The 13617-nt window shown below is 47.3% G+C and carries 12 protein-coding genes; 11 read left to right on the top strand and 1 reads right to left on the bottom strand.

The features are described 5' to 3' along the window. Positions 1-110: 110 nt before the first annotated feature. Positions 111-1346 carry an NO-inducible flavohemoprotein gene (hmpA, locus tag AC1VYS_RS10945; protein ID WP_482914263.1) on the bottom strand — a complete coding sequence of 412 codons (1236 nt, stop codon included), beginning with the start codon at positions 1344-1346 and terminating at the stop codon, positions 111-113. A 513-nt stretch (positions 1347-1859) separates the two neighbouring features. Between hmpA and AC1VYS_RS10950 the strand changes: the two genes are divergently transcribed. The 11 genes from AC1VYS_RS10950 to smc all read left to right on the top strand — a co-directional run bounded on the left by AC1VYS_RS10950 (position 1860) and on the right by smc (position 13580). After that, on the top strand, positions 1860-2366 hold the full coding sequence (locus AC1VYS_RS10950) for a YceD family protein (RefSeq protein ID WP_482914264.1): 507 nt from the start codon (positions 1860-1862) through the stop codon (positions 2364-2366). Between the two features lie 65 nt (positions 2367-2431). Beyond that, the gene (gene rpmF / locus AC1VYS_RS10955) at positions 2432-2605 is read left to right on the top strand and encodes a 50S ribosomal protein L32 (protein ID WP_017689233.1); all 174 of its coding nucleotides are present in this window, start codon (positions 2432-2434) and stop codon (positions 2603-2605) included. Positions 2606-3004: 399 nt separating this feature from the next. Further along, a complete protein-coding gene (gene fapR, locus AC1VYS_RS10960; protein WP_482914965.1) occupies positions 3005-3553 on the top strand; it encodes a transcription factor FapR in 549 nt (182 codons plus the stop codon). Then, positions 3550-4545 (top strand): phosphate acyltransferase PlsX, encoded by a 996-nt coding sequence (gene plsX / locus AC1VYS_RS10965; protein WP_482914265.1) that lies wholly within the window; start codon positions 3550-3552, stop codon positions 4543-4545. Before fapR ends, plsX begins: the two co-directional genes overlap by 4 nt. Positions 4546-4553: 8 nt before the next feature. Continuing rightward, positions 4554-5543: a beta-ketoacyl-ACP synthase III gene (locus AC1VYS_RS10970; protein ID WP_434751721.1), complete on the top strand. Its 990-nt coding sequence runs from the start codon at positions 4554-4556 to the stop codon at positions 5541-5543. A gap of 25 nt (positions 5544-5568) precedes the next feature. Next, positions 5569-6501, top strand: a complete 933-nt coding sequence (gene fabD / locus AC1VYS_RS10975) for an ACP S-malonyltransferase (protein ID WP_482914266.1) — start codon at positions 5569-5571, stop codon at positions 6499-6501. A 57-nt stretch (positions 6502-6558) separates the two neighbouring features. Next, a complete protein-coding gene (gene fabG, locus AC1VYS_RS10980) occupies positions 6559-7308 on the top strand; it encodes a 3-oxoacyl-[acyl-carrier-protein] reductase (protein ID WP_441929230.1) in 750 nt (249 codons plus the stop codon). 151 nt (positions 7309-7459) lie between these two features. Beyond that, positions 7460-7693 (top strand): acyl carrier protein, encoded by a 234-nt coding sequence (acpP, locus tag AC1VYS_RS10985; RefSeq protein WP_024630176.1) that lies wholly within the window; start codon positions 7460-7462, stop codon positions 7691-7693. 176 nt (positions 7694-7869) lie between these two features. Then, entirely contained in the window at positions 7870-9108 is a 1239-nt protein-coding gene (gene fabF / locus AC1VYS_RS10990) for a beta-ketoacyl-ACP synthase II (RefSeq protein WP_441929231.1), read from the top strand. Positions 9109-9121: 13 nt separating this feature from the next. Further along, positions 9122-9820, top strand: a complete 699-nt coding sequence (rnc, locus tag AC1VYS_RS10995) for a ribonuclease III (protein ID WP_090923901.1) — start codon at positions 9122-9124, stop codon at positions 9818-9820. A gap of 190 nt (positions 9821-10010) precedes the next feature. Next, entirely contained in the window at positions 10011-13580 is a 3570-nt protein-coding gene (gene smc / locus AC1VYS_RS11000; protein ID WP_482914267.1) for a chromosome segregation protein SMC, read from the top strand. The last annotated feature ends 37 nt before the right edge of the window (positions 13581-13617 follow it).

The raw sequence follows: 13617 nt of genomic DNA on the forward strand, positions 1-13617 counted from the left end.
TGAAGCACCACGTCCACGATAAGCAATGCTTGTACTTGTTCCTTCAGATGAATTCTACACATTCTCCGGCTGTGTTATATACTCAAACATTCACCGACTATGTTATACACTCAAACATTTTTGGAAGAGGGAGCTAGGCTGGCTTTTGGTCCGAAAAATTCATAGTGGATACGATCCTCTGCCACTCCGGTCGAGAGAAGCTCTGCATATACCGAACGCATAAACGCGACAGAGCCGCACAGATAATAGTTCGCATCCGGTTCTTGAATGACTTGACGAAGCCATGCCGCATCCATGTATCCCTGCTTGTAAACCAAGTTGTTCTCCAGATCGGAATCAACAGGAGCCGTGTAACAATAGTATGCCTTTAGATTCGAATGCTCTTGAGACAGTTGGTTCACATGATCGCGGAATGCGTGAGATATTCCATTCGGGCTGGCGTGTAAAAAGGTGATCGAACGCCGGTCATTTGATTCAATCAGCGTATTTAACATGCTGACCATTGGCGTCAAGCCTACGCCGCCACTCAGCAGTACAACAGGACGCTGATCTTCTATATCTAATGTAAAATCACCAGCTGGAGCAGAGATTTCTACCATACTGCCTTCTGTAATGTGATCGTGAAGGTAATTAGAGATCAATCCGCTTGGGCGATCGGGTCCGCCCAATTCGCGTTTTACGGATATCCGATAATAGGGTTTGCCGGGTACGTCGGACAGGGTATACTGACGAATCTGAGTGAATTCCTGTCCATCAGGCTGGACTCTAATGCTGATATATTGTCCTGGTTGATATGAAGCGATAGACTTGCCATCTTCCGGCATGAGATAAAATGAAGTGATGACTTCGCTTTCTTGCACTTTTTTCGCAACTTTGAAATTTCGGAAACCGTCCCATCCGCCCGTTTGATTCGAGGCTTCGTTATACATATCCTGCTCAATACCTATGAAGGCATCTGCAATAACTTGGTAGGCGTCACCCCATGCGGTCAAGATTTCATCCGTCGCGGCATCACCGAGTACATCCTTAATAGCTTGCAGTAGATAAGTACCTACAATAGCATATTGCTCAGGCACGATGCCCAGACTGCGATGTTTATGAGCAACCTGGCGAACGGCTGGTAGAATGGCAGCGAGGTTATCGATGTGCAGGGCTGCGGCGTAAACCATATTGGCAAGTGCGGCTTGCTGACGACCTTGTTTCTGGTTGGCATGATTGAAAATATTCAGCAGTTCCGGGTGAGCCGCAAACATCGTTTGATAGAAATGGCGTGTAATGGCCTCACCGTGAACTTCAAGTACGGGTACAGTAGATTTGATTACAGCAATCGTTTGTTGGCTTAACATGTAATTTCCCTCCCGATTATCATTGATATATGGTCTGCAAAGTTAGCTTGTGAAAATGCTCATGTATGTTAATTGTGCTTTCGATTTATAGCCAGTATAGACAGCAGGTTGACTGGCCTGTGTGACATAGATCACACCATTCGTTAACGATTAGTGACCAATATTTATGGAGAGATGCACATGAGGTGTAAGCAGAAAATAGTTTCACTGGTATACATCTAGAGATGACTTGTAGTTATTCTGGAGTAGGTCTATAATAGATCAGATGTGACGGTTTCGTCGGAGCTACCGTTTTCCAAAAAGGGTGTAAAGTTAAAAGTGTTGACAAACCTCTTGGAAAATCGGTATAATGATTTTTGTTTGTTAAGTCAGTTTCATAAATCTTTTGCGGGTGATAGCCATAATACATACAGTCAGGAATGAACGCGCATATTAGGATCGTCTTGAACTGTATACTGCCGCCATTCGTAGGGTAACTATTTATGAAATTGGTTTCGTTTGGAGTGATGAAACATGTTAATGCCATTTCGCAAAGTGGCGACCAGTGATCGTCCCATAACGTTTAATGATCAATGGGATATTCAACATCTGGTTTCTAACCGACAAGATATCACAGCCGTTACCCCGCTGACTGCAGATTTATCTGCTGAGATCAGAGAGGGAGACGTTGTGGATGTTCATGGCAAACTGACAGTAGGGGTGGACATGTTGTGCTCTCGTTGTCTTAAGCCGCTTAGTGAACATTTTCATATTGATTTTCATGAGCAATTCAAGCAGGGAAAACAGCCGGAGGAATTATCTGAGGATGACGATACACTCTATGTGGATGGGGATAGCGTTGATCTGAAGGTTTATGCCGAGGGAGCTTTTCTGCTGGATCTTCCGTTTGTGCCGCTCTGTAGTGATACATGCAAGGGGCTCTGTCCCAAGTGTGGCCATGAGCTGAACGAAGGTGACTGCGGTTGTGATACCCAGGTTATCGATCCGCGGCTTGCAGGACTCAAGGATTTTTTTAAATGAGCATGATTGAAAATCGAACGTAACAACTACCTGTAAAGGTTGATTTTGATAAGGAGGTGGGAATAATGGCAGTACCTCAACGGAGAACGTCCAAGACGCGTCGCGACAAACGTCGTACTCACTTTAAATTGGCTGTACCGGGCATGGTGAAATGTGAACAATGTGGCGAACTTAAACTGAGTCACCACGTGTGCAAAGTGTGCGGAACGTACAAAGCAAGAGAGATCATCTCTCAATAATAGCTAGACATGAAGCAACACTTCATTCCGATGAGGTGTTGCTTTTTTTTGTGAGGAAGAAGTCGGCGATAGCAGTATGTAAGCAGTAGCGTGTATTGAGAAGACTTGCAAATCGACGCTTTGCCGAAGTGATGTGATTTTGTTACACCAGCCTTTCTTTTTGACACAGGATGAGATATACTATAGTTTAGTACCAGGTTCTAAGATTTGACGTTACATACAGATCATCATACACTTTTATGAGAAGCTCCCTTGGGTGAGCGGGGGGTTGCAGGATATAGAGAAGTAAGATTTGAATGATTGAACCTGACCGAAGGGGCGGTTCCACAAACGATACAGCGGGGGGTGTCAGGCATCGAGCGTTTACCGAAGAGACAGAGGCAACAACAGTTAACTAAAATGATAGATGAGAATCCGTTTGTGACCGATCAGGAGCTTACACGTCAATTAAAGGTAAGTATTCAAACGATCCGTCTTGACAGACTGGAACTTGGAATACCCGAGCTTCGTGAACGGATGAAACTGATGGCAGAGCGCTCGTATGATCAGGTGCGGTCACTACCCCTGCATGAGATCATTGGAGATATCGTGGATTTGCAACTGGACAAGAGCGGAATATCCTTATTTGAGATCAAAGAGGAACATGTTTTCTCTAGAACGGGTATTGCCCGTGGTCACTATGTTTTCGCACAAGCCAATTCACTGGCAGTCGCTGTCATTAATGATGAAATTGCATTAACAGCTTCGGCAGATATCCGTTTTGTTCGTTCGGTTCGTTTGGGAGAGAAATGCATAGCCAAGGCTTATGTCAAATCCATCCCCGGTCAGAAGGGCAAAGCAAAAGTTGAAGTGTTCACCTATGTAGGTGAAGAAATGGTGTTTCAAGGGAATTTTGTGATCTATCATTCAGGTGGAGAAGACATCAAAGAAGGAGGTCATTTGGAATGAGAATCGTCATTGATGCTATGGGCGGCGATAATGCCCCTGCGTCAACCGTAGAAGGTGCTGTTGCCGCGGCTACGGAATGGGCGGATACACAGATCGTCCTGGTTGGCGATGAAGCCAAGCTTGAACCTCTTTTAAGTCAGTCTGAAGCAAGGCCGTCCAACTTGAGCGTTCGGCACGCTTCCGAAGTGATTGGTTCAGATGATGAACCGGTAAAAGCGGTACGGCGCAAAAAGGATTCCTCGATGGTTGTAGCTGGACGTATGGTCAAAGAGAAGGAAGCCGACGCGATGATCTCGGCAGGAAATACCGGAGCTTTAATGACAGCAGGTTTGCTTGTTGTAGGCCGGATGGACGGGATTGAACGTCCTGCGCTTGCCCCGATGATTCCTACGATGGATGATGTGGGCGTGCTTGCACTCGACCTCGGTGCGAACATGGATGCTAAACCGGAACATTTGGCACAATACGCGCTAATGGGTAGTTTGTATCGACAAAAAGTACAAGGCATTGCTTCTCCAAGAGTGGGCTTGCTCAACGTAGGGACAGAGCCAGGCAAAGGAAATGAGCTGACCAAGCATGCCTATCCGCTCTTAGAACAACTGCCTATTCGTTTTGTGGGGAATGTAGAAGCACGGGATGTACTTACCGGCGCCTGTGATGTGCTCGTGTGTGACGGGTTTGCCGGCAACATTTTGCTCAAATCCCTGGAAGGTGCGGCAGGTGCCATTTTTGGTCTGCTCAAAGACAAGTTTACTTCGTCTTTCAAAAATAAACTGGCTGCGGCGGTGCTCATGCCGGAATTGCGTGGTCTCAAGAGCAAGCTTGATTATACGGAGCACGGTGGTGCCCCTTTGTTAGGTTTAAGTGGACTGGTCGTGAAAAGTCATGGTTCGGCGGATGGCAATGCGATCAAAAACGCCGTGCGTCAGGCGCGGATTGCAGTGCAGAATCAGTTGGTGGACAGCATATCTAAGGAAATTAGCGGGAAGTGAGTGACGATATGAATAATTTGCGCCCAGTAGGGATCATTGGTACAGGTAAATATGTGCCAGAGAAAATTTTGACAAACAGTGATTTGGAAAAAATGGTCGATACGAATGATGAGTGGATTGTCAGCCGTACAGGTATCAAGGAGCGGCATATTGCTGCACCGGATCAAGCCACTTCTGATTTGGCATATGAAGCAGCCTTGAAGGCTCTTGAATCGGCTGGCATGACTGGTAGCGATCTGGATCTGATCATTGTTGCAACAATTACACCTGACTCCTCGTTCCCGTCAACAGCTTGCATTCTGCAGGACAAACTCGGAGCCAAGGGAGCTGCGGCATTTGATCTGTCTGCTGCTTGTTCCGGGTTCGTATATGGTCTTGCTACGGCAACCAGCTTCATTAAAAGTGGTATGTATAACAATGCACTTGTGATTGGTGCGGACTGCCTGTCACGTATTACAGACTACACAGACCGCAACACTTGTGTTCTTTTCGGTGATGGAGCGGGTGCGGTAGTCGTTGGTGAAGTTCCGGAAGGCCGTGGATTCAAAGCATTTGATCTCGGTGCAGAAGGGGCAGGAGGCAGCCTTCTTAACATTGAGGGTGGTGGTTCACGCCTGCCAGCAAGTGCGGAGACGATTGAGAACAAAAAGCATTATATCTATATGAACGGCCGTGAAGTGTTTAAATTTGCCGTTCGTGTTATGGGTACAGCAACGATTGAAGTCCTTCGCAAAGCTGGTATGGATCGTACGGATGTAGATTTATTCGTTCCGCATCAGGCAAATGTACGAATTATTCAATCAGCAATGCAGCGTCTGGAGCTTCCGGAAGAGAAAGTGGTTGTCAATGTAGACAAGTATGCGAATACGTCGGCGGCATCTATTCCACTTGCTCTGGTTGAAGCAGCAGAAGAAGGCCGTATGAAAGCAGGAGATACTGTTTTGATGGTTGGTTTCGGCGGCGGTTTGACTTGGGGCGCATCCGTACTCGTATGGTAAACTAGACAGCTGGAGGATGAATGAAATGGGTAAAATCGCTTTTGTATTTCCTGGGCAGGGATCACAGAAAGTAGGTATGGCGAAGGATGCATATGAATCTGTACCTGCAGCCGCAACTATTTTTCGTACAGCAGATGAAGCCTTAGGTTTCTCGCTGAGCAACCTGATCTTTGAAGGACCAGACACGGAGCTGAAACAGACATCCATTACACAGCCGGCATTGCTCACTGCGAGTATTGCACTGCTGGAGGCTTTCAAAGAAAAAGGGATTGAAGCAGACTACGCTGCAGGTCATAGCTTGGGCGAATATAGTGCATTAGTGGCAGCAGGGGTTCTATCCTTTGAGGATGCTGTGCAAATTGTCCGGGCGCGCGGTCAATATATGGAAGAAGCAGTTCCAGGGGGACAGGGAGCGATGGCTGCTGTACTGGGTGCAGATCGGGAAGCGCTGGGGGTGCTTTGCCGTGAAGTGTCAGAGAGCGGACATGCAGTTGAACTGGCCAACATTAACTGTCCTGGACAAATCGTTATTTCAGGTGTAAAAGAAGGTGTTGCTGCCGTGTCAGAACGGGTGAAAGAGGCAGGTGGCAAACGCGCAATTGCACTTGAAGTTAGTGGTCCGTTTCACTCTTCATTGATGAAGGGTGCTGCTGATAGGTTGGCCGATAAGTTGAGTACAGTGACGTTCTCACCTGCAAAAGTTCCTGTGGTAGCTAACGTAACTGCAAGACCTGCTGAAGATAGACAATTTCAGGAATTGCTTACGTCTCAGGTCTATTCTCCGGTTTTGTGGGAAGACAGTGTGACATGGCTGATTGAGCAAGGTGTAGATACGTTTATTGAGATTGGTTCAGGCAATGTATTAACCGGTTTGATTAAAAAAACAGATAAAACCGTAAAATTATACAATGTAAACAGTCTCGAAACCTTGGAAGCAACCGCAACTGATCTGAAATAATTAAATCACATAAGCAAAACTATTACTTGTGTAGATTCAGGGAGAGGAGGAATGGTTATGTCTAAACCGTTAGAAGGTAAAAATGCATTGGTAACCGGAGCATCCCGCGGAATCGGTCGTAGCATTGCGCTTGCCCTGGCAGAAGCTGGAGCGAATGTGGCTGTAAACTACGCTGGCAGTCAGGCTGCTGCAGAAGCGGTAGCTGACGAGATTCGAGCAAAAGGTGTTCAGGCTATTACCATTCAGGCGAATGTAGGTCTGATGGGTGAAGCGGAGCAAATGGTGAAAACGACACTTGAAGCGTGGGGGAATCTCGACATTCTGGTAAACAATGCAGGAATTACTCGGGACAACCTCATCATGCGTATGAAAGAAGAAGAGTTCGATCAGGTGATCGAAACAAATCTCAAAGGGGTGTTTAACTGTCTGAAAGCAGTAACACGTCCAATGATGAAGCAGCGTTCAGGAAGAATTATTAACATTTCTTCTGTTGTCGGTGTTCTGGGTAATCCAGGTCAAGCCAATTACGTAGCTGCCAAGGCGGGAGTTATCGGTTTAACGAAGGCTTCTGCCCGAGAGCTTGCTTCTCGTGGGATTACGGTGAATTGTGTTGCACCAGGTTTCATTGAAACCGATATGACAAAGGAATTGTCTCAAGAGCTGGTCGATGGTATGCTTAGTGGCATTCCGTTGTCCCGTTTGGGTCAGCCCGATGAAATTGCAGGAGTGGTTACATTCCTGGCATCAGAAGCTTCATCTTATATGACAGGTCAAACACTGCATGTCGATGGCGGCATGTACATGTAAATTTCCTGGACTTGAACTTACAGTCGGGGAACGGGCGCTGGACGATCCGAAATGCCGGAAAAAGGCCGGGTTCCCCGGCCGGGAGCCGCATATGTCTTCTATGGCATTTTGCCTGCGATTCTCGTATAATACCAAGGAGGAGGTGAACCGGATGTCCGATGTATTGGAGCGTGTAAAACGCATCGTCGTCGACCGCTTGGGCGCAGACGAAGCTGAAGTTACACTTGAAGCATCTTTCAAAGAAGATTTGGGTGCTGATTCTTTGGATGTAGTGGAATTGGTCATGGAATTGGAAGATGAATTCGATTTGGAAATCTCTGATGAAGATGCAGAAAAAATTACGACCGTAGGTGAAGTTGTAAACTACATACAATCTCATACCTAAAGTCAATTTAGTCCCGCTCCTGTTTTTGAACAGGCGGGACTTCTCATCATTCATTGGTTTTTCACATCCCGCAGACAGGGGTGCTACGCTGATCTTTGGAAAGGCGTCTCGCATCTGAGTCTGCGGATATTCCCACAAAATACTTGCGTAATGCAGTCGATATAGAGGTGAGTCGGTTGAAACAAAGAGTCGTAATTACCGGAATGGGCGTAATGACATCGCTCGGAAAAGATTTAGAAACGTTCTGGGGCAGTTTAATGGCAGGAAAGTCCGGAATTTCTCAGATTGAGGCGTTTGATGTTAGTGAATACACGACACAGATTGCAGCCGAGATCAAAGATTTCAACCCGGAAGAGTACATGGATCGAAAAGATGCACGGAAGATGGATCGTTTTGTACAGTTCGCTGTAGCAGCCGGTTTCAAAGCCGTAGAAGACAGTGGTCTCAAGATCAACGAGAACATTGATGCAGAGCGTTTTGGCGTATCCATTGGTTCTGGTATCGGTGGATTGGGAACTTGGGAGGATCAGCACAACGCGCTCTTGCAAAAGGGTCCTAAACGTGTCAGTCCATTCTTTATCCCGATGATGATTTCAAACATGGCATCTGGACAGATGTCCATTTCACTTGGTGCCAAAGGTCCCAATATCAACGTTGTTACCGCTTGTGCAACTGGAACACACTCCATTGGAGATTCGTTCAAGTTGATTGCAAATGGTGATGCAGATGCGATGATCTGCGGCGGTGCTGAAGCAACCATTAGGCCAACAGGACTTGCAGGTTTCTGTGCGATGCGTGCGATGTCTACACGTAATGATGATCCTGCGAAGGCAAGCCGTCCTTTTGATACAGGTCGTGACGGATTTGTGATGGGTGAAGGTGCAGGTATTCTGATTCTCGAATCTCTGGAACATGCTCAGGCTCGTGGTGCACGCATCTATGGCGAAGTGATCGGTTATGGTCTGACAGGTGATGCGCATCATATGACTGAACCAGATCCAGATGGAGCAGCACGTTGCATGACGATGGCACTTCGCAATGCAGGCATTAATCCAGAAGAAGTGGACTACATCAATGCACACGGAACTTCAACACCGGTTGGTGACCGTTCCGAGACACTGGCAATCAAAAAGGCGTTTGGTGATCATGCGTACAAGCTGGCAGTTAGTTCGACGAAATCCATGACAGGCCATATGCTTGGTGCTGCAGGTGGCGTGGAAGCTGTAATCTGCGGATTATCCCTGACACATCAGACACTGGCTCCAACGATTAATCTGGAGGATCAGGACCCTGAATGTGATCTGGATTACGTGCCTAACGTTCCACGTCAAACCAAAGTGAATGTAGCGATGTCCAATTCATTTGGATTCGGCGGTCACAATGCTACCATCATTCTCAAAAAATTTGAAGCATAAGGGGCTAGTTCGTTTGAGTGAAGATCTGAAGCAGTTACAACAAAAACTTCAAATCAAATTTGACAACAGGCAGCTTCTAAAACAAGCGTTTACCCATGCTTCTTATGTAAACGAACACCGATTCAGTCAACATCAGGATAATGAGCGGCTTGAGTTTTTGGGCGATGCTGTACTGGAGTTGACTGTATCGGAGTACTTGTATCATCTGTATCCTAACCGTCCGGAAGGAGAACTAACAAAGATGCGAGCATCCATTGTTTGTGAACCTTCCCTTGTCAAATTTGCTGAAGCGCTTAGTTTTGGTCAATATGTACTTCTTGGAAAAGGTGAGGAATTAACTGGAGGACGTACACGCCCGGCTCTTCTAGCGGATGTGTTTGAATCATTTATTGGTGCATTATACTTGGATCAGGGTCTTGAACCTGTGCGAGCATTTCTGGATCAGCATGTTTTCCCGTTAATCGTTGTTGGCAGCAAGCTGCAAATGAGTGATTACAAAACAGAGTTGCAGGAACTCACACAGCATCACAATATGGGGGCTCTGGAATACCGGATCGTAGAAGAGCGGGGACCAGCCCATGAACGTGAGTTTGTCTCGGAAGTCCATATGGGTCAAGAACGGCTTGGCCGAGGTACAGGACGTTCCAAAAAAGAGGCGGAACAACAGGCGGCATCTGCGGCGCTTGAACGGCTGAAGCTTCCGGAAGCCTGAATTATACCAGGCAACGCTTAGACAAACGAAGAGCAAAGAGCAGCCCGCGGGCCCGCCCCGGCGGAAGTAAACGGCCGGACTGCTTTTTGCTCTTTTTTTTGTAAAGAGACTCGGGAGGAAATCTTCGGATCTTTAACTAGGTGCTACAAGCATTGTTTGAAATTTGCAAGAGGAGGTGACGAGAAGCCCTATGTTTCTGAAACGAATAGAATTGGGTGGATTCAAGTCATTCGCCGACAAAACGGAAATGGAATTCGTTCGTGGCATTACGGCGGTTGTCGGTCCGAACGGAAGTGGTAAAAGTAATATATCTGATGGTATCCGCTGGGTACTCGGGGAGCAAAGTGCCAAGTCACTGCGTGGCGGCAAAATGGAAGATATTATTTTTGCGGGTAGCGATGCGCGTAAAGCCGTCAACTACGGAGAGGTTTCGCTTACGCTCGATAATGAGGATCATGCATTAGCCCTGGATTTTGGTGAAGTAACCGTAACCCGTCGTGTTCATCGCAGCGGAGACAGCGAGTATTTTATCAATAAACAATCCTGTCGTCTGAAAGACATAACCGAACTGTTCATGGATACGGGGATCGGTAAAGAAGCTTACTCGATTATTGGACAAGGACGAATTGAAGAAATTCTGAGTACTCGTTCGGAGGATCGTCGGGGAATCTTCGAAGAGGCGTCAGGAATTGTTAAATATAAATCTCGTAAACGGGATGCGACACGCAAGCTGGATGAAACCGAGCAGAATCTGCTGCGTATTCACGATCTTGTTACTGAACTGGAAGATCAGATTGGTCCCCTTAAGGAACAATCTGAGAAAGCTATGCATTATAAGCAGCTTCGTTCTGAACTCAAATCGAAGGAAATTTCGATGTATGTGTATCAGATTGAACAGATCCATGCTTCTTGGAGTAAGGCGAGTGAACGTCTGGAGTCGCTCAAACATGAAGAGGTTGGCTTAGCTGCGATTGTATCCACACATGATGCCAAGCTGGAAAATGATCGAAATGCCCTGCGTCTGCTGGAAACGGAGACGGAAGAGCTTCAGGCTGCTTTGCTGCAATTCAGTGAGGCAACAGAAAAAAGCGAAGGACATGGAGAACTTCTTCGGGAACGTGCGCGTAATCTGCAAGCGAACCAGGAGCAACTGAGAGAAACGCTAGCGGTGAGCGAGGAGAGACATCGGGAGCGTGAAGCTGAACTGATTGCCTTGCGGGAGAAGTTTGGCAAGCTTGAACTGGAACTGGCTGATGTGAAAAATCGGTTGTCCGAGGAAGAAGCCAAGCTGATCGGTGTTACGGGTGGCATAAGTCAGCAGCAGGAAGAAAGTCTCAAGGGAAACCTTTTGGAACTGATGAATCAGATGGCGCAGGCTCGGAACGAAATTCGGTATGTGGACCAGCAAAAAGAAACGCTGGAGCGCAGAATGAACCGTGCATCAGAGGAATCCGGCAAATGGGAAGAACAGAAAGAAACGCTGGAAAGCCGCAAGGCTGCAATCCAGAAAAAAGTTGTTCAGCTAGGTAAGGAAATCAGTGAATTGCGCGGGGGATATATATCGGAAAGTGAGCGGTTGCAGTCTTTGCAAAAGCTTCTGGAAGAAAGCCGGAGCACCGTACGTAAATGGGAGCAAAAACGGGAAGCACAGGTGTCCCGCCGGGACACGATGAAAGAAATGCAGGATGATTTCGACGGCTTCATGCTGGGTGTAAAAGAAGTGCTCAAAGCTTCGCGAAAAGGAACGTTAAACGGAGTACATGGTGCAGTAGCAGAACTCGTTAAAGTTCCCGAGAAGATCGAGCTTGCAGTAGAGACAGCAATGGGTGCTGCGCTGCAGCATATCGTTATGGAGAACGAGGCGGTGTCGAGACAGGCTATCGCTTTCCTGAAGCAGCGTCAGTTGGGACGTGCTACCTTCTTGCCACTGGATGTTATTCGCCCGCGGGCAATTGGGGCAGCAGAGCGTTCGATGGTTGAGGGTATGGACGGTTTCGTTGGTATCGGCGCAGAACTTGTGCAGTATGATACAAGATATGCCTCGATTATTGGGAGTTTGCTTGGTAATGTCATTATTGCGGAAACACTGGAGTTTGCAAATAAAATTGCGGCACGCTGTCAATATCGTTTCCGTGTTGTGACCCTGGAAGGGGACGTCGTCAATGCTGGCGGTTCCATGACAGGCGGCAGTCAGCACAAAAAGAATGGCAGTTTGCTCAGTCGCAAGCGACAACTGGATCAACTGGATCAGGATATTCTGGACACTGAGCAGCAGATTGTGAAGCTGCATCGTAGCGTGGACGATGTCAAAGCTCAGCTAGAACAGTGTCAGGACAAGCTGGATCAGTTGCGCCAGTCTGGTGATGATACCCGGAACGCCGAACAGCAAGCCTCCATGGAGATGAAGCAGGTTGAACATGAACTGCGCCATGTGCTGGAGCAGGTTGCTGTGGCAGGTCAGGAAAAGAGTGGATTTACCGAAGAGATCAAGGAACTGGACAAATCCCGAGTTGAAGCTGAGAAAAAGCTCGAGCAGCTTGAGGAAGAGGAAAAAGCAACTCACCGTGCCATTCATGCAGCAGAATTTGCTCGGAAAGCAAATGAATCTGCAAAAGAAGAATTGCAGACTCAGCTGACCGAACTGAAAGTGCGGGAAGGTAAGCTGGACCAGGAACGCTTTTCAAATGAGGAGCAACTACGGAGGCTGGAACGTGAGGTCGATTCTCTTGTAAAAGATCTTCGCCAGAATCGAACGTTGCTCGCTTCAATGGAAGCTGATTTCAAGAAAACACAGACCGAGAGTGTAAAACAGATTGAAGATCTGAATGAGTACAAGCTGAAGAAGACAAAGACTTCGCAGGAGCTCGACTTCAAACGTGCTGCGCGAAGTGAATTGTCGAAGAAGCTGGAGCTGGCTGAGAGTGAGACGAAGGAGCAACGCACACAGCTCAAAGCGGTAGAAGAGCAGATGCGTCAGACTGAAATTTCCGTAAACCGGCTGGATGTTGAACTGGAAAATATTTTGCGCAAGCTGACAGATGAGTATGAACTGGGTTATGAACTTGCCAAAGAACGTTATCCGGTACCGGAGGATGTGGAGAGTACACAGGCAGAGGTTCAGAAGCTGAAGCGTGCGATCTCCGCTCTTGGTGATGTTAACCTCGGTGCGATTGAAGAATTCCAGCGGGTGAATGAGCGGTATGAGTTCCTGAATGAACAGAAGAATGATCTGGTGGAAGCCAAAACAACACTGTATCAGGTCATCAAAGAGATGGAAGATGAAATGGCCAAGCGGTTCAAATTTACGTTTGATGCCATTCGCCGTGAATTTGGTACCGTCTTTACGAAGCTGTTTGGCGGGGGACGTGCCGATCTTGTGCTGATGGACCCTGAAAGGCTTCTTGATACAGGGATTGATATTGTAGCCCAGCCGCCAGGCAAGAAACTGCAAAACCTGCAGCTGTTGTCAGGTGGAGAACGGGCCTTAACGGCTATGGCTCTGCTGTTTGCGATTCTGCATGTGAAACCTGTGCCATTCTGCGTACTGGACGAAGTAGAGGCTGCACTGGATGAGGCCAACGTTGTTCGTTTTGCACAATATTTGCGTGAGTTTTCTGAACAAACACAATTTATTGTGGTTACGCACCGGAAGGGCACGATGGAAGAAGCAGATGTTCTGTACGGGGTTACCATGGAAGAGGGCGGAGTATCTAAGCTCGTTTCGGTTAAACTGGAAGATGACGAAGCTGAAATTGCCTGATTGAATCGAGACAGTTGTGCTCCCTTAAAGCAGGACT

This window comes from Paenibacillus sp. G34, from assembly GCF_056856875.1.